Source organism: Sphingomonas sp. (assembly GCF_036402235.1).
Classification (GTDB): Bacteria; Pseudomonadota; Alphaproteobacteria; order Sphingomonadales; family Sphingomonadaceae; genus Sphingomonas.
On record NZ_DASWTG010000068.1, the window covers coordinates 65,707 to 88,912 of the forward strand.

At 68.2% G+C, this 23,206-nt stretch carries 23 protein-coding genes and 1 tRNA gene; 12 read left to right on the top strand and 12 right to left on the bottom strand.

Annotated features, from left to right (window positions below; translation table 11 throughout):
• Window positions 1-114 precede the first annotated feature (114 nt).
• On the top strand, window positions 115-750 hold the full coding sequence (locus VGD28_RS14200) for a cell wall hydrolase (protein WP_331029000.1): 636 nt from the start codon (window positions 115-117) through the stop codon (window positions 748-750).
• 102 nt (window positions 751-852) lie between these two features.
• Window positions 853-1,368 (top strand): MmcB family DNA repair protein, encoded by a 516-nt coding sequence (locus tag VGD28_RS14205; protein ID WP_331029001.1) that lies wholly within the window; start codon window positions 853-855, stop codon window positions 1,366-1,368.
• Window positions 1,369-1,409: 41 nt separating this feature from the next.
• Here the strand turns inward: VGD28_RS14205 and VGD28_RS14210 are convergent, their stop codons facing one another.
• On the bottom strand, window positions 1,410-2,009 hold the full coding sequence (locus VGD28_RS14210; RefSeq protein WP_331029002.1) for an ankyrin repeat domain-containing protein: 600 nt from the start codon (window positions 2,007-2,009) through the stop codon (window positions 1,410-1,412).
• A 71-nt stretch (window positions 2,010-2,080) separates the two neighbouring features.
• Here VGD28_RS14210 and VGD28_RS14215 point away from each other — a divergent pair, with 71 nt between their 5' ends.
• Genes VGD28_RS14215 through VGD28_RS14225 form a run of 3 tightly spaced genes read left to right on the top strand, consistent with a single transcriptional unit; the run spans window position 2,081 to window position 3,770 of the window.
• Window positions 2,081-2,674, top strand: a complete 594-nt coding sequence (locus tag VGD28_RS14215) for an SCO family protein (RefSeq protein WP_331029003.1) — start codon at window positions 2,081-2,083, stop codon at window positions 2,672-2,674.
• On the top strand, window positions 2,671-3,099 hold the full coding sequence (locus VGD28_RS14220) for a YcgN family cysteine cluster protein (protein WP_331029004.1): 429 nt from the start codon (window positions 2,671-2,673) through the stop codon (window positions 3,097-3,099). The genes VGD28_RS14215 and VGD28_RS14220 overlap by 4 nt, the downstream gene beginning before the upstream one ends.
• Entirely contained in the window at window positions 3,096-3,770 is a 675-nt protein-coding gene (locus VGD28_RS14225; protein WP_331029005.1) for a SprT family zinc-dependent metalloprotease, read from the top strand. The genes VGD28_RS14220 and VGD28_RS14225 overlap by 4 nt, the downstream gene beginning before the upstream one ends.
• On the opposite strand, the gene VGD28_RS14230 is transcribed toward VGD28_RS14225, so the two are convergent.
• The 3 genes from VGD28_RS14230 to VGD28_RS14240 all read right to left on the bottom strand — a co-directional run bounded on the left by VGD28_RS14230 (window position 3,746) and on the right by VGD28_RS14240 (window position 7,036).
• Window positions 3,746-5,896, bottom strand: coding sequence for a PBP1A family penicillin-binding protein (locus tag VGD28_RS14230; protein ID WP_331029006.1), 2,151 nt, complete (start codon window positions 5,894-5,896; stop codon window positions 3,746-3,748). The genes VGD28_RS14225 and VGD28_RS14230 overlap by 25 nt on opposite strands.
• Before the next feature lie 74 nt (window positions 5,897-5,970).
• Window positions 5,971-6,381, bottom strand: a complete 411-nt coding sequence (msrB, locus tag VGD28_RS14235) for a peptide-methionine (R)-S-oxide reductase MsrB (protein WP_331029007.1) — start codon at window positions 6,379-6,381, stop codon at window positions 5,971-5,973.
• Window positions 6,382-6,412: 31 nt separating this feature from the next.
• A complete protein-coding gene (locus VGD28_RS14240) occupies window positions 6,413-7,036 on the bottom strand; it encodes a class I SAM-dependent methyltransferase (protein ID WP_331029008.1) in 624 nt (207 codons plus the stop codon).
• A 132-nt stretch (window positions 7,037-7,168) separates the two neighbouring features.
• On the opposite strand from VGD28_RS14240, the gene VGD28_RS14245 reads away from it, so the two are divergent.
• Window positions 7,169-7,492 carry an antibiotic biosynthesis monooxygenase family protein gene (locus VGD28_RS14245; RefSeq protein WP_331029009.1) on the top strand — a complete coding sequence of 108 codons (324 nt, stop codon included), beginning with the start codon at window positions 7,169-7,171 and terminating at the stop codon, window positions 7,490-7,492.
• Window positions 7,493-7,502: 10 nt separating this feature from the next.
• Entirely contained in the window at window positions 7,503-8,813 is a 1,311-nt protein-coding gene (locus VGD28_RS14250) for an MFS transporter (RefSeq protein ID WP_331029010.1), read from the top strand.
• Here the strand turns inward: VGD28_RS14250 and VGD28_RS14255 are convergent.
• Entirely contained in the window at window positions 8,767-11,058 is a 2,292-nt protein-coding gene (locus tag VGD28_RS14255; protein ID WP_331029011.1) for a CDC48 family AAA ATPase, read from the bottom strand. The genes VGD28_RS14250 and VGD28_RS14255 overlap by 47 nt on opposite strands.
• Window positions 11,059-11,386: 328 nt before the next feature.
• On the opposite strand from VGD28_RS14255, the gene VGD28_RS14260 reads away from it, so the two are divergent.
• The gene (locus tag VGD28_RS14260; RefSeq protein ID WP_331029012.1) at window positions 11,387-12,274 is read left to right on the top strand and encodes a LysR substrate-binding domain-containing protein; all 888 of its coding nucleotides are present in this window, start codon (window positions 11,387-11,389) and stop codon (window positions 12,272-12,274) included.
• 88 nt (window positions 12,275-12,362) lie between these two features.
• Here the strand turns inward: VGD28_RS14260 and VGD28_RS14265 are convergent, their stop codons facing one another.
• Window positions 12,363-14,672: a DNA translocase FtsK gene (locus VGD28_RS14265; protein WP_331029013.1), complete on the bottom strand. Its 2,310-nt coding sequence runs from the start codon at window positions 14,670-14,672 to the stop codon at window positions 12,363-12,365.
• Between the two features lie 94 nt (window positions 14,673-14,766).
• Between VGD28_RS14265 and VGD28_RS14270 the strand changes: the two genes are divergently transcribed.
• The gene (locus VGD28_RS14270; RefSeq protein WP_331029014.1) at window positions 14,767-15,984 is read left to right on the top strand and encodes an FAD-dependent monooxygenase; all 1,218 of its coding nucleotides are present in this window, start codon (window positions 14,767-14,769) and stop codon (window positions 15,982-15,984) included.
• A 3-nt stretch (window positions 15,985-15,987) separates the two neighbouring features.
• Here the strand turns inward: VGD28_RS14270 and VGD28_RS14275 are convergent, their stop codons facing one another.
• Window positions 15,988-16,623 carry an LON peptidase substrate-binding domain-containing protein gene (locus VGD28_RS14275; RefSeq protein WP_331029015.1) on the bottom strand — a complete coding sequence of 212 codons (636 nt, stop codon included), beginning with the start codon at window positions 16,621-16,623 and terminating at the stop codon, window positions 15,988-15,990.
• Window positions 16,620-17,531, bottom strand: a complete 912-nt coding sequence (locus VGD28_RS14280) for a tetratricopeptide repeat protein (protein ID WP_331029016.1) — start codon at window positions 17,529-17,531, stop codon at window positions 16,620-16,622. Before VGD28_RS14280 ends, VGD28_RS14275 begins: the two co-directional genes overlap by 4 nt.
• A gap of 330 nt (window positions 17,532-17,861) precedes the next feature.
• Between VGD28_RS14280 and VGD28_RS14285 the strand changes: the two genes are divergently transcribed.
• From VGD28_RS14285 to VGD28_RS14295, 3 genes are all read left to right on the top strand, one after another.
• Window positions 17,862-17,936 (top strand) — tRNA-Gly (locus tag VGD28_RS14285).
• A gap of 219 nt (window positions 17,937-18,155) precedes the next feature.
• Complete coding sequence (locus tag VGD28_RS14290; protein ID WP_331029017.1) at window positions 18,156-18,608, top strand: DUF2147 domain-containing protein; 453 nt, start codon at window positions 18,156-18,158, stop codon at window positions 18,606-18,608.
• A gap of 34 nt (window positions 18,609-18,642) precedes the next feature.
• Window positions 18,643-19,455, top strand: a complete 813-nt coding sequence (locus VGD28_RS14295; protein ID WP_331029018.1) for a DUF72 domain-containing protein — start codon at window positions 18,643-18,645, stop codon at window positions 19,453-19,455.
• A 21-nt stretch (window positions 19,456-19,476) separates the two neighbouring features.
• Here the strand turns inward: VGD28_RS14295 and VGD28_RS14300 are convergent, their stop codons facing one another.
• Genes VGD28_RS14300 through VGD28_RS14315 form a run of 4 tightly spaced genes read right to left on the bottom strand, consistent with a single transcriptional unit; the run spans window position 19,477 to window position 23,183 of the window.
• Window positions 19,477-20,589, bottom strand: coding sequence for a CaiB/BaiF CoA-transferase family protein (locus tag VGD28_RS14300; RefSeq protein ID WP_331029019.1), 1,113 nt, complete (start codon window positions 20,587-20,589; stop codon window positions 19,477-19,479).
• On the bottom strand, window positions 20,586-21,110 hold the full coding sequence (locus VGD28_RS14305; RefSeq protein ID WP_331029020.1) for a GNAT family N-acetyltransferase: 525 nt from the start codon (window positions 21,108-21,110) through the stop codon (window positions 20,586-20,588). The genes VGD28_RS14300 and VGD28_RS14305 overlap by 4 nt, the downstream gene beginning before the upstream one ends.
• Window positions 21,110-22,294: an acyl-CoA dehydrogenase gene (locus VGD28_RS14310; RefSeq protein WP_331029021.1), complete on the bottom strand. Its 1,185-nt coding sequence runs from the start codon at window positions 22,292-22,294 to the stop codon at window positions 21,110-21,112. The genes VGD28_RS14305 and VGD28_RS14310 overlap by 1 nt, the downstream gene beginning before the upstream one ends.
• 22 nt (window positions 22,295-22,316) lie before the next feature.
• A complete protein-coding gene (locus VGD28_RS14315) occupies window positions 22,317-23,183 on the bottom strand; it encodes a hypothetical protein (protein ID WP_331029022.1) in 867 nt (288 codons plus the stop codon).
• Between the last annotated feature and the right edge of the window lie 23 nt (window positions 23,184-23,206).

The following is a 23,206-nucleotide window of genomic DNA, read 5'->3' on the forward strand; positions in this document are numbered from 1 at the left end:
CCGTCGGGGTGTGAGACCGCCGGTTACGCAGTCGGGGGGAATGCCCGACCGGTCCTTTGTTCAGAACAAGGAAACGGACCGGATCGCGCGCCAACCGCATAGTATCGAAGTTGAATGTCCTTTTCCGCTCGCGCCGCGATCATCGCGGCTGTGACCCTTGCCTTTGCCGCGGGCATTGGCGCGACCGCTCCGGGTGTGGCCCGGCAGGCCGAGACCGCGCCGTCCTCCAGCAACAACACCCCGGACCCCGCACAGGTTCCGACCATGGCCGAAGCGCTCGCCGATCTCGAAGCGGATGCGCCGGCCGCGCCCGAGGCCCTCGTCCAGGACGACGCCGACTATGCGACGCTTGCCGCCGCGGTCGCCGCGCAGCCGCTCGTCGTCGACGACGAGGAACTCAACTGCCTCGCCATCGGCGTCTATTATGAATCGAAGGGCGAGCCCCTCGAAGGCCAGCTTGCGGTGGCGGAGGTGATTCTCAACCGCACCGAATCGGGCCGGTTCCCGCGCAGCGTGTGCGGCGTGCTCAAGCAGCGCGGCCAGTTCTCCTTCGTCCGCGGCGGCCAGCTGCCGCAGCCGCCAGAAAGCGCGCGCGCATGGAAGACCGCGCTCGCCGTCGCCAAGGTCGCGCGCGGCGACATGTGGGACAGCAAGGTCTCGAACGCGCTCTACTTCCACGCGCGTTACGTCTCGCCAGGCTGGCGCCGCGCACGCGTGGGCAGCGTCGGCAACCACGTCTTCTACCGCTAAGACGGTTCGGGATGCGCAAGGCGCATTCCGCCGGCTGGTGCCGCACGCCCCAAACGAACGCCGAACCTTCCGTTCGTTCGATAAATGTTCTAGGCAGCGGGCATGGCTTCCACCGTTCCCGCTGCCGAGTCGAATCCGGATCTGACCCCGCCCACCGCCGCGCAGCTCACTGCTGAGGTGACGCGCGGCGTGTGCCGCATGCTGCTGCGTCACGATTGCACGGCGATGGCCGAAGTGCCGCTCGGCGATGGCCGCCGTGCCGATCTGATGGCACTCAACGCGCGCGGCGAGATCGTGATCGTCGAGGTCAAGGTGTCGCGCGCCGACCTGATGGGCGACGGCAAATGGGCCGACTATCTCGCGCATTGCGACCGCTTCTTCTGGGCGGTGCCCGCGGGGTTCGACCTTGCGCCGTTCGAGACGCCGGGTTTCCTCCCCGACCGGTGCGGGGTGATCGTCGCCGATCGCTACGACGCGGCGATCCTGCGCGAGGCGAAGACCGCGCCGCTGGCCAGCGCCACGCGGCGCAAATGCACGCTCGCCTTTGCCCGCCGCGCCGCGCGCCGGGTGATCGCGCTCACCGATCCCGATGCGGAAGGCCTGGCCTGGGGCGGATAGAAGCGCTCTAGAGTTTGGTTCAGCAAAAGCTGAACCCGACTCTAGAAGCTCGGCCCCGAAACCGCGCGCTTCTGCACCGCGGGCGCGTCCTTGAGCAGCTGCCCGATCAACGGCGAGCGCGTGTCGCGCGCCGCATAGTCGCGCGCGTTCATCCCGGCGAGCCGGTCGCGCTGGTCGGGGTCCGCCTTGGCGTTCAGCAGCGTGCGGACCAGGTCGCCGTCGCGGCGCTGCACGGCGCGGATCAGCGGGGTCTCGCCGCCATTGTTGCCGAGGTTGACGTTCGCCCGCTTCGACAGCAGCAGCGTCACCCCCTCGGGCCAGTTCACCTCGACCGCGAGCATCAGCGCGGTGTTGCCCGCGCCGTCCTGCAGATTGACGTTGCCGCCGCGCGCGAGGACGAAATTGAGATAGGTGCGGTCGCGGCGCTTGGTGACGATGTGGATCGCGGCCTCGCCCTTGTCGTCGCGTGCGTTGACGATCGTCTGACCGGGCTGGTTTAGCATCTCGGTCACCTTGTTGCCGTCCTGCTCGCGCACGGCCTTCAGGAAATTGTAGCTCTCGGAAAATTGCTGGGCGGCCACTGGAAGTGCCAGCGCAAGCAGCGCCGCGGCGAAAACAGGCCGGGACGGACGGAAAGTCATGGTCGGACGATGCCCCTGATGAATGGGAAGCCTTGCAACCCGCCCCGTATCAGATCATTGCGGGCGGCGCCATGAACAGGTTGCTTGTCCCCGCATTCGCCCTCGCTTTTGCCCTTGCCGGTTGCGGCGCGGGCACACCCGGCGAGAAGTCCACCGCCAACGCGCCGCTGGCCGGCGCCTCGATCGGTGGGCCGTTCACGCTGGTGAATGGCGATGGCAAGACGGTGAAGGACACCGACTTCGCCGGCAAGTACCGGATCATGTATTTCGGCTATACCTTCTGCCCCGACGTCTGCCCGGTGGACGTCCAGAATATCGGCGGCGCGATGAAGCTGCTCGATACGAGCAACCCCGGGCTGTCGGCGCAGATCGTGCCGATCTTCGTGACCGTCGATCCCGCGCGCGATACGCCCAAGGTGGTCAAGGAATTCACTGCCGCCTTCTATCCGCGCATGGTCGGCCTCACCGGCACGCCGGCGCAGATCGACGCTGCGGCCAAGGCCTATCGCGTCCCCTATGCCAAGCGCGAGACGCCGAGCGGCTATTTGATGGATCATGGCCGCCAGGCCTATCTGATCGGCCCCAGGGGCGAGCCGATCGCGCTGCTGCCGCAGGATCAGAGCCCGCAGGCGATCGTCGCGGAGATCGAGCGCTGGATCGGGTGAAGCCCTTCTGGGAGCAACCGCTCTCCACCCTCGACCGCGCGCAGTGGGAAGCGCTGTGCGACGGCTGCGGCAAATGCTGCCTGCACAAGATCGAGGACGAGGATAGCGGCGAGCTCTACGCCACCAACGTTGCCTGTCGCCTGCTCGATCGCCAGACCGGCTTCTGCAGCGACTACAAGCACCGCCACGCCTATGTCGCCGAATGCGTTCGGCTGAACGCCAGCAATGTCGACGACATCGTGTGGCTGCCGCGCACCTGCGCCTATCGCCTGCGCGCGAACGACGAGCCGCTGCCCGCCTGGCATTATCTGGTGAGCGGCGACCGCGAGGCGGTGCACCGCGCCGGGGAATCGGTGCGCGGCTGGACGATCTCCGAGGATCTTGCCGGCGATCTCGAGCACCATATGGTCGACAGGCTGTTGTGACGCACGAGATCGAGGTCGTCCGGCATCCGCGCGCGCGGCGGATGAAGCTCTCGGTCGATAATGCCACCGGTCAGGTTCGCCTCACCCTCCCGCCGCGCGCGCCGGTGGGCGAGGCGATGCGCTGGGCGCAGCAGCAGCATCAATGGATCGCGCGGGCGCTCGAACGCCGCACAGCGCCGGTGCCGTTCGTGCCGGGTGCGACGATCCTCTATCTTGGCGAGGAGGTCGGCCTCGGCTGGGACAGCGGCTTCCCGCGCACGCCGCTGCTCGACGACGGCCAGCTGATCGGGGGCGGCCCGCGCGAGGGCTATGAGCGCCGCATCGAACGCTGGCTGCGCAAGATGGCGCTCGACACGCTGAGCGCCGAGACCGCCGAATTCGCCGCGCGGGCCGACGTCACCGTCGCCCGCGTCGCGATCGGCGATCCCAAGGGCCGCTGGGGAAGCTGCGCTTCGTCAGGCGTGATCCGCTACAGCTGGCGGTTGATCCTTGCCCCGCCTGCGGTGCGCCGCGCCACGGTGGCGCACGAAGTGGCGCACCGCGTGCATATGAACCACAGCCCGGCATTTCACGCCGTGGTGCGCGACATCTATGGCAAGGAGCCGACGCGCGAGCGCGCCTGGCTGCGCGCCAATGCGATGCGGCTTCACTCGTACGGCCGCGATTCTTGAAGCGGGCGCTGCTGGTCGCGGGGCGGATCGCGCGGTGACTCGCGTGGCGGCAAGCGCTGCGGCTCGCGAGGCAAGGCGCGGTCGATCGGCTCGCGCCGCGGCGGGGGCAGCTCACGCGGGTTGCGGCCGGTCATCCGGTCGAGCCAGTCCTGGTCGATGGTGCCGTCGCCTTCGCCGTCGATCGGCCCGTCCGGTCCTTGCAGGGCGTCGGGATTGATCTCCTCGCGCGGAACCGGGTTGCCGTCCTCGTCGACGAAGACGCTGTTGTCCGGCGCGCCATAGACTTCCTCGTCGGGCTCGATCTGCCACTCGGGCAGCGTCACCTCGGTTTCGAATGCCTCGACCGGGCGACCGGCGACCGCGGGGCGCATGAAGGCGGCGAAGGCGCGGGCGGGCGCGGTGCCGCCCTGCAGCCCACCGACGCGCTTGGCGTCGTCGCGGCCCATCCACACGCCGGTGGTGAGACCCGAGGAGAAGCCCAGGAACCAGCCATCCTTGTTCGAGCTGGTGGTGCCGGTCTTGCCCGCGACCGGCCGGCCGATCTGCGCGGCCTTGCCGCTGCCGGTGGCGACCGCGGTCTGCATCAGGTCGGTCATCTGCGCCGCGACATAGGGGGCGACCAGCACGCGCGAGGTATCCACCTCATGCTGGTAGATCACCGCGCCGTTGGCGGTGACGCGGGTGATCGCATAGGGGGTGACGCCGACGCCCTTGTTCGCGACCGAGGCGTAGGCCCGGGTCATGTCGATCAGCCGCACGTTGCTGGTGCCCAGCACCATCGCCGGCTGGGTGTTGATCGGGGTGGTAATGCCGAAGCGGCGCGCCATGTCGGCGACCGTGCTGAAGCCGACTTCCTGGCCCAGCTTGGCCGCGACGGTGTTGATCGAATAGGCAAAGGCCGAGCGCAGCGACATCTCGCCCGAGAAACGGCCCGAATTGTTGCGCGGGCTCCAGCCGCCGATCGTCACTGCCTCATCGACGACCTGATCGTCGGGCTTGTGCCCCGCCTCGAGCGCGGCAAGATAAACGAACAGCTTGAACGCCGATCCCGGCTGGCGCGTCGCCTGAGTCGCGCGGTTGTAGATCGACGAGACATAGTCGCGCCCGCCCACCATCGCGCGCACCGCGCCGTCACGGTCGAGGCTGACCAGCGCGCCCTGCGCCCCGGCGGGCGTGTTCGCCTGGATCGCCTGAGTCGCGGCGTTCTGCATCTTGAGATCGATCGTCGTCCAAACGTCGAGCGGCGCTTCGGTCTCGTCGATCAGCACCTCGAGCTGGGGCAGCGCCCAGTCGGTGAAGTAGCGCACGCTGTTCTGCTTGGGCGCGGCAGCGAGCTTGACCTCGGCCGGGCGCGCGGCGTCGGCCTGCGCGCGGGTGAGCGCCCCGGTCTCGACCATCACGTCGAGCACCACGCTGGCGCGGCCGATCGCGGCCTCGGCGTCGGCGGTCGGCGAATAGCGTGACGGCGCCTTGACCAGGCCCGCAATCACCGCGGACTCGGACAGCGTCAGGTTGGTCGCCGGATGGCCGAAAAAGGTGCGCGAGGCGGCGTCGATGCCATAGGCGCCGCCGCCGAAATAGACCTTGTTGAGGTAAAGCTCGAGAATCTGATCCTTGGTGAACTTGCGCTCCAGCGCCAGCGCCAGCACCATCTCGCGCAGCTTGCGGCCGATATCATATTTGTTGGACAGGAAGATGGTCCGCGCGACTTGCTGCGTGATCGTCGACGCGCCCTGCAGGCGGCGGTCGGTGCCGCGATTGTCGAACGCGAATTTGGTGACGCGTGCCAGCGCGACCGGATCGACGCCCCAGTGCGAGCGGAAGCGGCGATCCTCGATCGACACCATCGCATCGCGCATCGGCGCAGGAATCTTGGAATATTCGATCCACTCGCCATAGCTCGGCCCGAGCGAGACGATCACCGTGCCGTCGGCGGCATGGACACGGATCATCTGGCCGTTGGGCGAGGATTTGAGTTCCTCGAAGCTCGGCAGATTGGCGCGCGCGGTATAGACCGCGATCGTCAGCGCGATGATGCCGGCGAGCGCGAGCGCGACGCCGCCGATCAGCACCCATTTCAGGATGCGGCGAAACTTGCCGGGGCGGGCGGGGGATTTTCTGGGCATCGGAAGTGACGCGAACCTACCGACGAACCGCGCGGCTCACAAGCTGGTCGATGGGCAGGCCGATCGCTTGCGATTCAGGCGTCGCCGCCCTCGCCGCGCGGCCGGAATTCGAGCGCGACTGAATTGATGCAATAGCGCCGCCCCGTCGGGGGTGGCCCGTCGGGGAAGACATGGCCCTGATGCCCGTCGCACCGCGCGCAGCGCACCTCGGTGCGGACCATGCCGTGGCTCTGGTCGCCATGCTCGCTGATATGATCGGGCGCGACCGGCCGTGTGAAGCTCGGCCAGCCCGATCCCGAATCATATTTGTCGTCGCTGTCGAACAGTTCGAGCTGGCAGCCGGCGCAGCGATAGACGCCGTCGGCCTTGTTGTCGGTGTAGTGGCCTGAAAAGGCGCGTTCGGTCCCGGCTTCGCGCAGCACGTGATATTGTGCCGGGGTGAGCCGTTGGCGCCACTCCGATTCGGAAAGATTGAGCTGATCCATGACCCCGATGTGATGCGGCAGGGCGCCGTCGTCAATCGGCGGCTTCGTCCTTCCACGCCCACCAGAGCTGTGCGGGCGGCACGTTCCACCACTCCATCTCGGCGTCGATGCGCGGGAAGTGCGGAGTCAGGAAATTGCGGACGTTGGGATTGAACTGATAGACCAGGAACGCGCCGCCCGGCTTGAGCACGCGCTGCGTCGCTTCCGCGATCACGTCGCCCACGCCCGCCGGCAGGGTCGAGAAGGGCAGGCCCGACAGCACGTAATCGGCATGGTCCTCGCCATGATCGGCGACGATCGCGTTCACCTCCGCGGCCGATCCGTGAATCGCCGAAAAGCGCGGGTCGACGATCGTCTGGCGTAGATAGGCGACGAAATCGGGGTTGGTGTCGATCGCGATATATTTCGCGTCCGGGCCCAGCCGGTCAAGGATGTGGCGGCAGAAGGTGCCGACGCCCGGGCCGTACTCGACGAACACCTTGGTGTTCTCCCAGTCGACGCGCGACAGCATCTTGCGGATCAGCTTGCGCGACGAGGGGATGATCGATCCGACCATCACCGGATGCTTGAAGAATCCCTGGAGAAACAGCGCCTGCGGCGAGAGGGGGCGCGAAGGCTTGCGCTTCGCGCGGGCAATCGTGGTCGAACCGGTCATCAACTTCCCTCTGTCGGTGTCACGTTCCTGTAGGACAGTTGCCACCGCTCTGTCATCAGGTACGTGCGCATCTTAACGTTCTTCGCGCCGCGACGGTTGCGCGCGCCGCCGAAACGTTTCATCCAGCAACCCATGGAGCATGCGCGCGAAGGCCTGGTCGCGGTGATCTTCGTCTCGCAACGCACGGACGAGGATGCGGAGGGCTATGCCGCGGCGGCCGAGGCAATGGGCGCGCTTGCGGCCGCGCAGCCTGGCTATGCGGGGGTCGAGAGCGTACGCGACAGTGGCGGCCTCGGCATCACGGTCAGCTATTGGGCGGACGAGGCGAGCGCGAAGGCATGGCGCGACAATCCCGAACATGCGCGGATCCGCGATCTCGGCCGGGCGCGCTGGTACGACTGGTATGCGCTGGAGGTGACTCGGGTGGAGCGCGGCTATCGCTGGTCGCGCGCATGAGTGCGGCGGCATGAGCTTCTCACGCGACCGCACCTTCGTGATCCTGTTCATGGTGATGTTCACCATCGCCGCCGGCAATACCGCCCTGCAATCGGTGCTGCCCGCGCTCGGCCGCTCGCTCGGCGTGCACGATGCCGCGGTGGCGGCCGCCTTCTCGGTCTCGGCGCTGCTGTGGACGCTCGTCGCGCCCTTCTGGGCCAACCGGTCTGATCGGCACGGGCGGCGCAAGATGGTCCTGCTCGGGCAGATGGGGCTCACCGGATCGCTGTTCTTCTGCGGCTTGTTCCTCGCCGCCGGGATCAATGGCTGGATCGCGCCTGCCACCGCCTTCGCCTTCTTCGTCGCGGCGCGCATGCTCTATGGCGGCTTCGGCTCGGCCGCGCCGCCTGCGGTGCAGGCGATCGTCGCTGCGCGCACCAGCCGCGAGGAGCGCACCAGGGCGCTCACCCTGCTCGGCTCCGCCTTCGGCCTCGGCACCATCCTCGGCCCGGCGATCGCGCCCTATCTGGTGGTCGGCGACCTGTGGCGCGGCGGCCCGACGATCGGCCTCGCCGGCCCCGCGCTGATCTTCAGCGTCGCGGCATTCGCGATGATGCTCACCGTTGCGCGCTTCCTGCCGCGCGACGTCGATGCCCCGGTCAGCCACGGCGCGGCGTCGAGCTATCCCTCGATCGGCGGGCAGGCGAGCGGGGCGAGCGTCACCGCCGCCACCGCCGACAAGATCGAGCCGGTCGGCTTTCTCGACCCGCGGGTGCGTGCATGGATGATCTGCGGGCTGATCCTCGGCCATGCCCAGGCGATGGCGGGGCAGGTGATCGGGTTCCTGATCATCGACCGGCTGGGCGTCCCGCCGATCGAGGCGATCGAGGCGACCGGCCTCGTCCTGATGCTCGGCGCTGGATCGGCCCTGCTCGCGCAATGGGGGATCATCCCGTTGCTCAACCTGAACCCGCGCCAGCTGATGCTGATCGGGCTGGTGCTGAGCGCCCTGGGCTCGTTCGCCACGGGCAACGCGACCTCGCTCTACGGCATCGCCACGGGCTATGCGCTGGCGACGCTCGGCTTCGGCTTCTCGCGGCCCGGATTCACCGCGGGCTCCTCGCTCGCGGTGGGGCAGGCGGCGCAGGGATCGGTGGCGGGCAAGGTGACGTCGATCAACGGCGCGGCCTTCATCCTCGGTCCGTCGATCGGCGTCGCGCTTTACGGCGTGTGGCGGCCGCTGCCCTATTTCGCTGCGGCCGCCGCACTAGCGCTCCTCGTCCTCTACGGCTGGTTCAGTCTCCGGACTTGGGGCGAGCCTGAAGCATCCCCGGAGCAATGAACCCGATCGGGTTCAACGCCACCGCATCCTGCTTCATCCGCGCGACGAGCTGTGCGTATTCCGCCTCCATCTCCGGCGTCACGGTCGCGCGCGAATCGGCGAGTGCCGCCTCGAAATGCGCCATGGTGACGTTCCGGTTGGTGAGCGATTCGCGCAGCGCGGCAAGGCCTGCCCGGCGCACCACATCCTCCAGATCCGCGCCGGTGAAGCGCTCGGTCCGCTCGGCGATGGAACTCAGGTCGACATCATCCGCCAGCGGCATCTTGCTCGTCTGGATCCTGAGGATGCGCTCGCGCCCCGGCGCATCGGGCACGCCGACATAGATCAGCTCGTCGAGCCGGCCCGGCCGCATCAGCGCCGGATCGATCAAATTCGGCCGGTTCGTCGCGCCGATCACCACGACCGACTGAAGTTCCTCCAGCCCGTCCATCTCGGCCAGGATGGTGTTGACCACCCGCTCGGTCGCCTGCGGCTCGCCCAGGCCCGAGCCGCGCGCCGGCACCAGCGAATCGAGCTCGTCGATGAAGATCACGCACGGCGCCACCTGCCGCGCACGCGCGAACAGCCGTGCGATCTGCTGCTCGCTCTCGCCATACCATTTGGACAGCAGGTCGCTCGACTTGGTGGCGATGAAGTTCGCCTCCGCCTCTCGCGCCACCGCCTTGGCGAGCAGCGTCTTGCCGGTTCCGGGCGGGCCATAGAGCAGGAAGCCCTTGGCGGGACGGATGCCGAGGCGCCGGAAGGCGTCGGGATCCTTCATCGGCAGCTCGACGCCCTCCTTCAGGCGCATCTGCGCGTCGTCTAGGCCACCGACATCCTCCCAATGGACATTGGGCTTCTGAACCATCACCTCGCGCATCGCGCTGGGCTGGACGCGCTTCAGCGCCTCGACGAAATCCTCGCGCGTGACCGCCAGTGTCTCCAGCACCTCGGGCGGGATCGTCTTCTCCTCGAGATTGAGCCTGGGCATGATCCGGCGCACCGCTTCGATCGCTGCCTCGCGCGCCAGCGCCGCGATGTCCGCGCCGACAAAGCCGAAGGTGGTCCGCGCCAGTTCGGTCAGATCGACCTTCTCGCCCAGCGGCATTCCGCGGGTGTGGATGCCCAGAATCTCGCGCCGCCCGCGCTCGTCCGGAACCCCGACCACGATCTCGCGGTCGAACCGGCCTGGCCGGCGCAGCGCCTCGTCGAGCGCTTCGGGCCGGTTGGTCGCGGCGATGATCACCACATTGGCGCGCGCCTCCAGCCCGTCCATTAGCGTCAGCAGCTGCGCGACGAGGCGCTTCTCGGCCTCGCCGGTCACCTGGCCGCGCTTGGGCGCGATCGAATCGAGCTCGTCGATGAAGATGATCGCGGGCGAATTGGCGTTGGCCTCCTCGAACACCTCGCGCAGTCGCTTCTCCGACTCGCCATAGGCGCTGCCCATGATCTCGGGTCCGTTGATCAGGAAGAACTGCGCATCGCTCTCGTTCGCCACGGCGCGCGCGAGGCGCGTCTTGCCGGTGCCGGGCGGGCCGTGGAGCAGCACGCCCTTGGGCGGGTCGACGCCCAGGCGCTGGAACAGCTCGGGATAGCGCAGCGGCAGCTCGACCATCTCGCGCAGCTGGTCGATCGTCGCGGCCATCCCGCCGATATCGTCATAGGTGACGTCGGCGCGGCGGAATTCCTTCGCCTCCTCATAATCGGCGCGCAGCTCGATCTCGGTATTCTCGTCGATATGGACGATGCCGCGCGGCGCCGCCGACACTACGGTCAGACGGATCTCCTGCAACGCATAGGCGGGCGCGCGCAGATGCTGCAGCACGTTGGGCGGCATGTCCGCCACGCGCTGCTGCCCGACGGTGGAGACGGTGTCCCCCTGGCACAGCGGGCGGCCGATGAAGGTGCGCTTCAACGCATTGGCGGAGCCTTCGAGGCGCAGATCCTTGCGTGCCGGTGCGAACACCACCCGCGTTGCCGGACGCGATTCGCCGCGGCGGATCTCGACGAAATCGCCCGATCCGACTCCGGCATTGGCGCGTTGCAGCCCGTCGATGCGCAGCAGCTCCAGCCCCTCATCCTCGGGATAGGGAAACACGGCGCGCGCGGGGGTGGTGCGCTTGCCGACGATCTCGATCACGTCGCCCTGCTGTAGCCCCAGCTCGGCCATCAGCGTGCGCGGCAGGTGCGCCAGGCCGCGCCCACTGTCCTCGGGCCGCGAATTGGCGACCTGGAGCTTGCGTGTCGGGGTTTCGGTATCGGCCATCGGCTCTCCTTCCCTGCGGACTGCGGGTGAGCGCGCCAGATAGGCACGCAGTTCCGGATCGCCTAGGAGCTAAACGTTTCGCGCGCGATTCGGGCAAAAAAAAGGGCCGGCCCAAGGGAGCCAGCCCATGAAAGGTTTAGGAGAGGATGCCTGAAAGGCACGCCCTATGTGCAGTGCGGCGAATTTTTGTGCAAGTGCGAAAAGATCGTATGATGATTGCAGTTTCTGCAATCTGTAACAATCGCGGTTTACTGCCAATGTAACCGTTGTCAGGTTGGTTACCCTGATAACCAGTTGCAAACGGATACGCTGCACCACACAAAAAGACATGCGAAGGCTGCCACCCCTTACCGCCATCGAGGCGTTCGTTCAGGTCGCGCGGCTCGGCTCGGTCAAGGCCGCCGCGGAAGAGCTTGCGCTCTCCTCGCCTGCGCTCAGCCGCCGCGTGCAGGCGCTGGAGCGTTTCATCGGCAAGCAGTTGTTCGAGCGCCGGCACCAGGCGATGAAATTGAATGCCGAGGGCGAGCGGCTGCTCGGGCTGATAGCGCCCGCACTCGATTCGATGAGCGACGCGATCGAGGGGATGACCAGCGGGGTCGAGCTGCTGCGCCTTCGCCTCGGCACACCGGCGTTGTTCGCGACGCAACGGCTGCTCCCGCATCTGGGTGCGTTGCGTGCGATGCATCCGCAGCTCCATCTCGACATCGACACCGGGGGCCATGGCATGTCGCGCCTCGGCGACGGACTCGATGCGGCGATCGTGCTCGCGCGCGACATCGATACGCTGCTCTACGGCCGCCGCCTCGACCGCAACCGCATCCGCCTGGTCGCCGCGCGGCATCTGGTCGAGGGGCCGCAGGCGATCACCCGGCCCGAGCAGCTCGACGGCATGACCGTGATGGTCCATCGCGATATGGCCGACAGCTTCGAGATCTGGCGCGACGCGCTCGGGCTCCCTGATGTCGAGCCGGTCGCCGTCGATCTGTTCGATTCGGGCTCGCTGCTGCTCGAGGCCGCGGCGCAGGGGGTCGGCATCGCCTTCATGCTCGATTCGCACGTCGTTCCCAAGGACGATCCCCGCATCGCCACGCTGTTCGAGCCGGTGGTGAAGAGTCCCTATTCCTACTGGTTCGTGTGCCGCCCGCGCGCGCTGGAGCAGCGCCCGGTCAAGCTGTTCCACGACTGGATGATCGGCACGATCGAGCTGGAGGACTAACGTCACCCCAGCGAAAGCTGGGGTCTCCGTCCGCGAGTCCAGCACTTGTGGCACGAGACCTCAGCTTTCGCTGGGGTAACGGGTGGGATCACAGCGGCCGCCCGTCCTGATCCATCAGCACCTCGCGCCGCCCGACATGGTCGGGACGCGAGACGAGGCCGTCCTTCTCCATCCGCTCGATCAGGCGGGCGGCGCTGTTGTAGCCGACGCGCAACTGGCGCTGCAGCCAGCTGGTCGAGGCCTTCTGGCTCTCCGCGACCAGCTGCACCGCGCGGCGATACAGCTGCTCCTCCGGGCTGTCCTCGCCGTCGGGCGCGCCGTCCAGCGCGAACTCCTCGCCCTCGGGTTCTTCGGTGACTGCCTGGATATAGTCAGGCGCGCCCTGCGCGCGCCAGTGATCGGCGACCGCCTGCACTTCCTCGTCAGACACGAACGGGCCGTGGACGCGCGCGATCTGCTTGCCGCCGGGCATGTAGAGCATGTCGCCCTTGCCCAGCAGCTGTTCGGCGCCCTGCTCGCCCAGGATCGTGCGCGAATCGATCTTGCTGGTGACGTGGAAGCTGATTCGCGTCGGCAGATTCGCCTTGATCACGCCGGTGATGACGTCGACCGACGGGCGCTGGGTCGCCATGATCAGGTGGATGCCCGCCGCGCGCGCCTTCTGCGCGAGGCGCTGGATCAGGAACTCGACCTCCTTGCCCGCGGTCATCATCAGGTCGGCGAGCTCATCGACGATGATCACGATCTGCGGCAGCGGGTTGAGGTCGAGCGTCTCCTCCTCGTACAGCGGCTGGCGCGTCTCGGGATCATAGCCGACCTGCACCTTGCGCCCGAGCTTCTGGCCCTTGGCCAGCGCCTGGCGCACCTTGTCGTTGAAGCTGCCGAGGCTGCGGACGTTGACCGAGGCCATCATCCGGTAGCGCTCCTCCATCTGCTCGACTGCCCATTTGAGCGCGCGCACTGCCTTGGGCGGGTCGGTCACCACGTCGGCGAGCAGGTGGGGGATGTCCTTGTACATGCTGAGTTCCAGCATCTTCGGATCGATCATGATCATCCGGCACTGGTCCGGGGTCAGCCGGTAGAGCAGCGACAGGATCATGCAGTTGAGGCCGACCGACTTGCCCGATCCGGTGGTGCCCGCGACCAGCAGATGCGGCATCGGCGCCAGGTCCGCGATCACCGGATCGCCGGCGATGTTCTTGCCGAGCACGATCGGCAGCTGCGCGCCCATGTCCTCGAAGCTGTCGCTGCCGATCAGTTCGTGCAGGCTCACCGTCTCGCGCTTGGCGTTGGGCAGCTCGATGCCGATCACGCTTCGGCCCGGGATGGTCGCGACGCGCGCGGACACCGCCGACATGTTGCGCGCGATGTCGTCGGCGAGCTGGATCACGCGGCTCGCCTTGATCCCGCTCGCGGGTTCCAACTCGTACATCGTCACGACCGGACCCGGCCGCACCTCGACGATCTGGCCCTTCACGTGGAAATCGTCGAGCACGCTTTCCAGCAGCCGCGCGTTGCGCTCCAGCCCTGCCTTGTCGACCGCCGCGCTGCCGCTCTTTGGCGCGGGCTTGAGCAGGTCGAGCGGGGGGAGCTTGTAGCTACCCTTGAAGTCGAGGCTGGTCTGCACCGGCTTCGCCTTGGGCGGACTCGGCGGCGGCGCGGGATCGGCGATCACCGGCCCCGGCCGCGTGTCGGGCAGCGCCATCTTGCGCGGCTTCGGCGCCGCGGCGGGCGTGAACAGGTCGGGGGCATCGTCGATGCCTTCGTCCGTCTCGCCGTCAGCGGCGCCCGTCCGCTCGCGCCGCGGCAGGCGCAGCTGCGACACTTCGAGCTGCACGCTGCGTGCCCAGACGATCGCGCCCGCAATTCCCGCGATCAGCCCGAGCGCGCGGCCGCCCCACAAGGCAATTGCCGGTTCGCCGGCAAGGTTCAGGCCCCAGCGCAGCAGGTTCGCGATCGAGAGCCCGACCACGCCGCCCCAGCTGCCGGGCAGCTCCCAATCGAGCACGGGCCGGCTCGAGACAAAGGCGAAGGCGGTGCCCATCAGCGCGACGCCGAGTGCCGCGCCGCCCAGCATCCGCCCCCAGGCGCCGACCGGGTTGCCCTTCCACAGCCGGGTCGCGACGATCAGCCCGACCGGGGCGAGCAGCACCACCGGCAGGCCGCCGATCGCGAGGAGCAGATCGGCGAGCCATGCGCCCGGTGCCCCGAGCAGGTTCTTGGCAGGCCCGCCCGCGGCCGTGTTCAGCGAGGGATCGCCGCCGCTATAGGTGCCGATCGCCAGCACCGCGGCCAGCGTCAGCACGAACAGCGCGATCGCGCCGATCAGCGCGCCGCTGCGTTTCGCCCCCGCCTTCATCGTGTCACGCCACAGCATCGGCTGCACCCGGCTCGCCATCGAATGTCCCTGAAAGTCCCGAATTCCCGCTTGCCCGGAATCATCCACCCTGCGGACTCTGGCGTCAAGGCAGCCGCTGGCGTAATGCGGCGGCATGAGCCAGGCAGACCTTCTCATCCTCGGTGGCGGGCTGGTGGGGAGCGCGCTTGCGGTCGCCCTCGACCGCCATGGTATCTCCAGCATCGTGATCGATCCGGCGGACCCGGCGGTGATCCTGGCCGCGGCGCATGACGGCCGCGCCAGCGCGATCGCCGCCGCGCCGATGCGCATGCTCGAGGCGATCGGCGTCGCGGATCGCCTCACCGGCAAGGGCTGCCCGATCCAGAGCATCCGCGTGAGCGACGGGCTCGAGCCGGGCAAGCTCGACTTCGATCCGCTCGACGGCGAGGGCGCGCTCGGTACGATGTTCGAGAACCGCCATCTGCGCGCCGCGCTGATGGCCGCGGCTTCCGAAGCGCCGTTAGCCGACATCCGCATGCAGACCCGCGCCGTGCACGTCGAACGCGGCCCGCACGGCGTCACCGCCACGCTCGGCAGCGGTGAGGTGATCAAGGCCCAACTCCTGATCGGCGCCGAAGGCCGCAACTCGCCCACCCGCGACGCCGCGCACCTCAACGTCGCGCGCTGGACCTATGATCACTCGGCGATCGTCACCTCGCTCCATCACGAGCACAGCCACGAAAATACCGCGTTCGAGATCTTCTACCCCCAGGGCCCGTTCGCGATCCTGCCATTGGTCGATGACGATCGCGGCCACCGCTCGGCGATCGTGTGGTCGGTCAAGCGGCACGAGGAAGCGGGGATGATGAAGCTCTCCGAGCGCGGCTTCCTCGGCGAAGCGGAAAAGAAGATGGGCGGCTTCCTCGGCAAGCTCGGCCCGCTCGGCCCGCGCTTCAGCCATCCGCTCGGCTTCCACCATGCCGCGAAGATCACCGCCGGCCGCCTCGCTCTGGTCGGCGACGCCGCGCACGGCATCCATCCGATCGCGGGCCAGGGCGTCAACGTCGGCTTCCGCGACGTGGCGGCACTGGTCGAGGTGCTGGTCGAGGGCAAGCGCCTCGGCCTCGACATGGGCGATCCCGCCTTGCTCGCCCGCTACCAGCGCTGGCGCAGCCTCGACACCTTCATGGTCAGCGTCGCCACCGATGCGCTGACGCACCTGTTCGGCATCCCCGGCAAGACCGCCCACGCTGCGCGCCGCTTCGGCCTGTCGGCGGTCGACAAGCTGCCCGCGCTCAAGAACTGGTTCATGGCCGAGGCGCGCGGCGAGAGCGGCGCGACGCCGAAGCTGCTGCATGGGGAAATGGCGTAACGCCTATTGCAGCGTCCCCTCGTCGCTGTCGTGGCGGCCGAAGAACTGCATCAGCTGCACCGTCAGCTCGGCGCGGCCGCTCAGCGTGTCCGCCTCCAGCAACGCCTGCTTCGCCGCGGGATCGAATGGCGCGATCTGGGCGATGCCGTTGACCAGCGCCTCGTCGTCGAGCCGCGACACCGCGTTCCAGTCGACCGCATAGCCCTGACGTTCGGCGAAACGGCGTGATTCGAGCTCGAGCGAGGCGCGCTCGCCCATCGCCAACACCTCGTCCTCGGGATCGGCGATCAGTTCGGCCTCGACCTGCCGGAACGGCGTCGTGACCTCCAGTTCGCGAATCATGCGGAATCGCGACAGCCCTTCCAGCACGATGTCGAACTTGCCGTCGTCGAGCGCCTCGACCTCGGCGATCCGGCCGACGCAGCCGATCTCGAACAGCGGCACCGGTTGGCCCGGCGTCTCGCGAAAGCCCGGGCGCGGCTGGATCATCCCGATCCGCCGGTCGCGCGCGAGGCTGTCGGTCACCATCGCGCGATAGCGCGGCTCGAAGATGTGCAGCGGCAGCTGCATCCGCGGGAACAGCAACGCCCCCGTCAGCGGGAAGATCGAAAGCCGCCCAATCTTCCCCAACTCGCTCATCCGAACAGGATGGCGGAAAGCTTGCGGCGCTGCGCCGAGACCCACGGGTCCTCGAGCCCCACCGCCTCGAACAGCTTGAGCAGGCGCGCGCGCGCGGCGCCGTCATTCCATTCCTTGTCCTCGGCGATCATCGCCAGCAGCGTCGCTGCCGCACCGTCGCGGTCGTTCGCCGCCATCTGCGCCCCGGCCAGCTCGTAGCGCGCGTCCATGTCCTGCGGATTGGCGGCGGCGCGTTCGCGGATCGCGGCCAGCTCGTCATCGGCCGGCGCCTCGCGCGCCAGCGTCAGTGCGGCCTGCGCGCGCTCGACCTCGGGAGCCTTTGCGGCATCGTCGGGCAGCACGTCCAGCGCGGCCTGCGCCTCGTCGAGCCGTCCCAGCGCGATCAGCGCCTGCGCGCGCCCCGCCGCGACCTGCGGATGCTCGGGCGCCATCTCGCCGATCTGGTCGTAGATCACCAGCGCGCGCTCATGCTCGCCGCCCGCCAGCACCTCGGCTGCCATTGCCAGCAGCGGCTCCAGCTCCGCCTCCTGCGCCGCGGCGTCGCTCTCGACCGGGATCTGGCGGAGAATCTGGTCAAGATTGGCGCGCAGCTGGGTTTCGGTGCGGGCATTGGTCAGGTCCGCGACCAGCTGCCCCTGGAACATCGCATAGACGGTGGGGATCGAGCGCACCTGGAACTGCGCCGCGATGAACTGGTTGGCGTCGACGTCGATCTTGGCGAGCACCACGCCCTTGTCGGCATAGTCGGCCGCGACCTTCTCCAGGATCGGCGCCAGCGCCTTGCACGGCCCGCACCACTCCGCCCAGAAATCGAGGATGACCAGCTTGGTCATCGAAGGCTCGACAATGTCCTTGCGGAACGCCTCGACGGCGTCCTTGTCGGCGGCGGAAAGTCCCAGCGTGGCCACGGCGAATCCCTATTACGAAAAACCGGCGCCCTATGTGGGCGCTGGCAAGGCTCTGGCCAACCCTTTTCGGCTGCATTGGCGGCGGCACCAGCCCGCTCCCCCACCAGTGTGGGGTGAACAGCGCCCCGCGCTGTTCAGGTCATGCCGGGGGCATGACCGACCTCACACTCCCATCAAGATACACTCGCGTGGGTGGCCGGATGGGGGAGCGGGTCGGTCCGTTCGCATTCAGGCGCGATTGGGGGCTTGCGGACCCCGGAACCCGCTGCTAGAGGCCGCCACCTTGCCCCGCCCCCTCGGTTCCCGAGCGGGCACACAAGGCGCCAGAGAGCGGGCGTAGCTCAGGGGTAGAGCACAACCTTGCCAAGGTTGGGGTCGAGGGTTCGAATCCCTTCGCCCGCTCCAGGCCGCCATGGCGGCAAATCGATCCGACATCGCGAATCGAGACACATCCGCAAGCGGGCGCGTGTACCAAAGCCTTGAATTGCTTCGCCGCATTTCTGAACCGATCGTTTCGGAAATTGCCCCCTTCCCGCCCTTTTCCGGCCCTGCCCCCTACCTATCTGACCCCCTCGAAGGAATGTCCCCTGTGTATCGGGGACTTAAGGTACAGGAGGTTCAACCATGCAGAGCAGGGATCAGGTGCGGCGCACTTCGCGTCCGCTTCGCTGGATGGCCGCGTTGGCCGGTGCCATGATGATCGCGGCCCCGCTCACCGCGCAGGCGGGCGGCGGCGCCATGCTCGCGGCCGCGAGCGAATGGCGCAACCCCAAGGACAGCGTGCGCATCCGCTTCGCCCCCTGCGGGCAGGACCGGATGTGCGGCGTCGTCACCTGGGCGAGCGAAAAGGCCAAGGCCGATGCCCGCCGTGGCGGCACCGACCAACTCGTCGGCACCAATTTGTTCCGCAACTTCAAGCGCGTGGCGCCCGGCGAGTATAAGGGCCATGTGTTCGTGCCGGACATGAACCGCACCTTCTCCGGCCATATGGAGATCAAGGGCGATTCGATGATCGGCAAGGGCTGCGTGCTCGCCGGGCTGATCTGCAAGCAGCAGGTTTGGACGCGCATTTCGTGATGCGCTTTGCCGCGCGGGCGCTAGTCTCGTCCGCATGGCAAGCAAGCACAACCAGGCACCCATTCGAATCGGTATCGGCGGCTGGACCTTCGAGCCCTGGCGCGGCGGGACCTTCTATCCCGAGGACCTCAGCCAAAAGAAGGAGCTGGAGTATGCCAGCCGCCAGCTGACGGCGATCGAGATCAACGGCACCTATTATTCCGGTTTCAAGCCCGCGACGTTCGCCGGCTGGGCCGCGACCGTGCCCGACGGCTTCGTCTTCACGGTCAAGGCCTCGCGCTTCTGCACCAACCGCAAGGTGCTGGCGGAGGCCGGCGAATCGGTCGCGAAGTTCGTCGGGCAGGGGATCGTCGAGCTGGGCGACAGGCTCGGCCCGATCCTGTGGCAGTTCATGGCGACCAAGAAGTTCGATCCGGACGATTTCGGCGCCTTCTTGAAGCTGCTCCCGGCCAGCCGTGAGGGCGTGAAGCTGCGCCACGCGATCCAGGTGCGGCACGACAGCTTCCATGTCCCCGAATTCGTTGCGATGTGCCGCGATGCCGGCGCCGCGATCGTCTTCGCCGATTCGCCCGAATATCCGGGACTCGCCGACATCACCGGCGACTTCGTCTATGCCCGGCTGGAAAAGGGCGAGGACGACAACCCGCTCTGCTATCCGGAGGGCGATATCGACCGCTGGGCCGATGCCGCGAAGCTATGGGCCTCGGGTGGCCGCCCGGAAGGCCTGCCCTATGTCGAAGACAAGGCACCGCCCAAGACGCTGCGCGAGACCTTCGTCTTCTTCATCCATGGCGGCAAGGTCCGCGCGCCGGCGGCGGCGAAGGCACTGATCGAGCGCACGTCCTGACGATCGCGCCTTTCCGCGGCGTCAGCCCGCGGGCCGCGCCGGACTCGGCAAGTCGGAGACCATCCGCTCGCCGTCGATCACGATCGGGCTGGCGACGCCCGGCAGTCCGCCCGCGGCGATCTGCATGCCGCGCGCCACCACCTGCGGATCGGCGAACACCTCCCCGACGTCGTTGATCGGTCCGGCGGGCACGCCCTGCGCCTCGAGCGCGTCCGACAGCGCCTGCTTGGTCCAGCCCGCCACCGCCGCCTGGATCGGCGCGATCAGCCGCGCACGGTTGCGCACCCGCGCCGGGTTGGTCGCGAAATCGGGATCGGTGTGAAGATCGAGGTCGAGCACGCTGCACAGCTTCGCGAACTGCCCGTCATTGCCCACCGCGATGATCAGGTCACCGTCGCTGGCGGTGAACGCCTGATAGGGGGCGAGGTTGGCATGGCCGTTGCCCATGCGGTGCGGCACCTTGCCCGACGCCATCCAGTTGAGCGCCTGGTTGGCGAGCACCGCGACCTGGGTGTCGAGCAACGCCATGTCGATATGCGCGCCGTCTCCGGTCGCGTCACGCCGCCGCAGCGCCGCCAGGATCGCCACTGCCGAATAGACGCCGGTGAAGATGTCGGCATAGGCGATCCCCGCCTTTTGCGGCGCGCCGTCCGGCTCGCCGGTCAGCGACATGATCCCGCCCATCCCCTGGATGATGAAGTCGTATCCGGCGCGGTGGGCATAGGGTCCGGTCTGGCCGAATCCGGTGATCGAGCAGGTGATCAGCCGCGGGTTGACCGCCAAGAGGCTCTGATGATCGAGCCCGTACTTCACCAGCCCGCCGACCTTGTAGTTCTCGATCACCACGTCCGCCTCGGCGACCAGCGCGCGCACCGCGGCCTGGCCGTCGGGCGTGGCGATGTCGATGAAGCGCGCGGTCTTCCCCCGGTTCGCGGCGTGATAGTAAGCGGCGTCGCGGTCCTTCCCGTCTGCGTCGTGCAGGAAGGGCGGCCCCCAGTGCCGCGTGTCGTCTCCCGCGCCCGGCCGCTCGATCTTGATCACCTCGGCGCCGAGATCGGCGAGCAGCTGCCCGCACCACGGCCCGGCAAGGATGCGGGCCAGCTCGACCACCTTGATGCCTGCGAGGGGTCTCACCCGCGAAAGCCCCCGCGGCGGATGACGTAATAGCAATGGCCGGGCAGCATATGGCCGTTGCCGCGCTCGACCCGGCCTTGTTGCAGCACGCCGCCGATCTTCTCCATCGCCCGGCGCGAGCGGTGGTTGTTCTCGCCCACCACGAACACCGCGCCGCCGACATATTGGTGGATATGATCGAGCATCAGCCGCTTGATCTCGCGGTTCCACATCCCGCCCCAATAGGTCCGCGCGAGGAAGGTCCAGCCGATCTCCACCTCGTCACGCGCCGCGTCGGGGAAGGCATAGCGGCTCGCGCCGATGATCGCGCCGCTCGCCTTGTCGAGGATGGTGAGTCCGCCCCCGCTCGCCAGCGCGTCGTCGAAATAGGCGCGGAACACCGGCTCCTGCCAGCGATTGTGGAAGGGGTGCTGCTCCCAGATCAGCGGATCCGACGCGACCGCGAACATTTCTTCCCAATCCGCCGGCACGGTCGGCCGAAGGATCGCAAGCTCGCCGGTCAGCGTCGGCTGGAAGTCCATCAGAACGCCGCGATGCCGGTGATCGCCCGGCCGAGGATCAGGCCGTGCACGTCGTGCGTGCCCTCATAGGTGTTGACCGTCTCGAGGTTGATCGCGTGGCGCATCACATGGAATTCGGCCGAAATGCCGTTGCCGCCATGCATGTCGCGAGCGATGCGCGCGATCTCCAGCGCCTTGCCGCAATTGTTGCGCTTGATGATGCTGATCGCCTCGGGCGCCAGTTCGCCCTCGTCGAACATCCGCCCCGCGCGCAACGCCGCCTGAAGGCCGAGCGCGATCTCGGTCTCCATATTGGCGAGCTTGAGCTGGACCAGCTGGGTCGCGGCGAGCGGCCGTCCGAACTGCTGACGATCGAGCGTATACTGCCGCGCGGCGTGGAAGCAGGCCTCGGCCGCGCCCATGCTGCCCCAGGCGATGCCATAGCGCGCGTGGTTGAGGCAGCCGAACGGCCCCTTGAGCCCCTGCACGTCGGGCAGCAGCGCGTCCTCGCCCACCTCGACGCCGTCCATCACGATCTCGCCAGTGATGCTGGCGCGCAGGCTGAGCTTGCCCTCGATCTTGGGCGCCGACAGGCCCCTCATGCCCTTTTCGAGGACGAAGCCCTTGATCCCGCCGCCATGTGCATCGCTCTTCGCCCAGACGACGAAGACGTCGGCGATCGGCGAATTGGTGATCCACATCTTGGAACCGGTGAGGCGATAGCCGCCGTCGATCTTCTCGGCGCGGGTGCGCATGCTGCCCGGATCACTGCCCGCGTCCGGCTCGGTCAGCCCGAAGCAGCCGACCCATTCGCCGCTCGCGAGCTTGGGGAGGTACTTCCGCTTCTGCTCCTCGGTCCCATAGGCATTGATCGGGTGCATCACGAGGCTCGACTGTACGCTCATCGCCGAGCGATAGCCCGAATCGACCGCTTCGACCTCGCGCGCGACCAGGCCATAGGCGACATAGCCCAGGCCCGCGCCGCCATAGGTTTCCGGAATGGTCGGGCCGAGCAGGCCGAGCTGGCCCATCTCGGACATGATCGAGCGGTCGAAATCCTCGTCGAGGAACGCGCGGGTGACGCGCGGCAGCAGCCGCTCCTGCGCATAGGCGCGCGCGGCGTCGCGCACCATCCGCTCCTCGTCGGTCAGCTGCGCGTCGAGCGCGAACGGATCGGCCCAGTCGAAACGGCCCATCGCGGCCATGACATCTCTCCCTGAATTGATCTTACTGCGTGGGCGCGGGTTGCGCGGACGGCTGCTGCGCCCCGGCCGCCGGCTTTACCGGCCCGCGGATCGCCGCGGTCTCGAGCGTGTCGAGCGCGCCGCGGGTCTCGACATAGCGGCTGGCGGCCGCCATCCAGCTTTCCGCGCCCTGCGCACCGGGCAACCGGGCGACTTCGGCGAGCGCCGCCTCGACATGGCCTTGCCCCAGCAGCCGGCGTGCGCGCGCCAGCCGGGCGCGGGGGTGCGGGCTGGCCGCATTCTCCTTACGCACGATCACCAGCGTGGCTGCCTCGCGACGCAATCCGTCCCACCAGCTCTCGCCGGGAACGCCGGTCGACAGTCTCGGGGCAATCTGGTCGAAGGCAAGACGCAGCTCCTCGAGCGTCACCGGCTCGTTCGCGCCGCGAATGACGGTGGCGACCGCGCGTCCGTCGATCTCGCCGAACCGGGTGCGCAGCTCGCCGGCGATCGGGCCGAGCGGCTGGCCGCGCTCGATCGCGCGGCGTGCGCCGAACACCAGCATCATCGCCTCGGCGCGCCCGGCATAGCCTGCTGCGGTCCGCGCGTCCGCGTCGCTCGCCTGGATGCGGTTGTCGAGCGTGTCGAGCTTTGCCGCGAGCGCCTGCTCGCGGGCCGCCAGCGTCGCAAGGTCGGTGGCCGGAGCAGCTGGCGCCGACGTGCGCGCGGGCGGGGTGGGATCGGCGATCGGCATGGTGCCGGTGCCCCACCAGCCGCCGAAGCGGAAGATCGCCGCCATCACCGCGAGGCCCGCGAGAAAGGCGATCAATCCGGCGATCAGTGCGACGGTCAGCGTGTTGCCGCGGGGGGGCGCCGGAACCGGCGTCTCAATCGGCGTATCGGAGATCATGGGTCCGCTTATTCTCCCGATGC

Coding starts and splice junctions, on each gene's coding strand:
- VGD28_RS14290 (WP_331029017.1), top strand. CDS start 18,156: ATGCAGAGCAGGGATCAGGTGCGGCGCACTTCGCGTCCGCTTCGCTGG.
- VGD28_RS14275 (WP_331029015.1), bottom strand. CDS start 16,623: ATGAGCGAGTTGGGGAAGATTGGGCGGCTTTCGATCTTCCCGCTGACG.
- VGD28_RS14210 (WP_331029002.1), bottom strand. CDS start 2,009: ATGACTTTCCGTCCGTCCCGGCCTGTTTTCGCCGCGGCGCTGCTTGCG.
- VGD28_RS14295 (WP_331029018.1), top strand. CDS start 18,643: ATGGCAAGCAAGCACAACCAGGCACCCATTCGAATCGGTATCGGCGGC.
- VGD28_RS14315 (WP_331029022.1), bottom strand. CDS start 23,183: ATGATCTCCGATACGCCGATTGAGACGCCGGTTCCGGCGCCCCCCCGC.
- VGD28_RS14310 (WP_331029021.1), bottom strand. CDS start 22,294: ATGGCCGCGATGGGCCGTTTCGACTGGGCCGATCCGTTCGCGCTCGAC.
- VGD28_RS14245 (WP_331029009.1), top strand. CDS start 7,169: ATGGAGCATGCGCGCGAAGGCCTGGTCGCGGTGATCTTCGTCTCGCAA.
- VGD28_RS14205 (WP_331029001.1), top strand. CDS start 853: ATGGCTTCCACCGTTCCCGCTGCCGAGTCGAATCCGGATCTGACCCCG.
- VGD28_RS14240 (WP_331029008.1), bottom strand. CDS start 7,036: ATGACCGGTTCGACCACGATTGCCCGCGCGAAGCGCAAGCCTTCGCGC.
- VGD28_RS14305 (WP_331029020.1), bottom strand. CDS start 21,110: ATGGACTTCCAGCCGACGCTGACCGGCGAGCTTGCGATCCTTCGGCCG.
- VGD28_RS14260 (WP_331029012.1), top strand. CDS start 11,387: ATGCGAAGGCTGCCACCCCTTACCGCCATCGAGGCGTTCGTTCAGGTC.
- VGD28_RS14200 (WP_331029000.1), top strand. CDS start 115: ATGTCCTTTTCCGCTCGCGCCGCGATCATCGCGGCTGTGACCCTTGCC.
- VGD28_RS14215 (WP_331029003.1), top strand. CDS start 2,081: ATGAACAGGTTGCTTGTCCCCGCATTCGCCCTCGCTTTTGCCCTTGCC.
- VGD28_RS14250 (WP_331029010.1), top strand. CDS start 7,503: ATGAGCTTCTCACGCGACCGCACCTTCGTGATCCTGTTCATGGTGATG.
- msrB (WP_331029007.1), bottom strand. CDS start 6,381: ATGGATCAGCTCAATCTTTCCGAATCGGAGTGGCGCCAACGGCTCACC.
- VGD28_RS14255 (WP_331029011.1), bottom strand. CDS start 11,058: ATGGCCGATACCGAAACCCCGACACGCAAGCTCCAGGTCGCCAATTCG.
- VGD28_RS14230 (WP_331029006.1), bottom strand. CDS start 5,896: ATGCCCAGAAAATCCCCCGCCCGCCCCGGCAAGTTTCGCCGCATCCTG.
- VGD28_RS14270 (WP_331029014.1), top strand. CDS start 14,767: ATGAGCCAGGCAGACCTTCTCATCCTCGGTGGCGGGCTGGTGGGGAGC.
- VGD28_RS14265 (WP_331029013.1), bottom strand. CDS start 14,672: ATGGCGAGCCGGGTGCAGCCGATGCTGTGGCGTGACACGATGAAGGCG.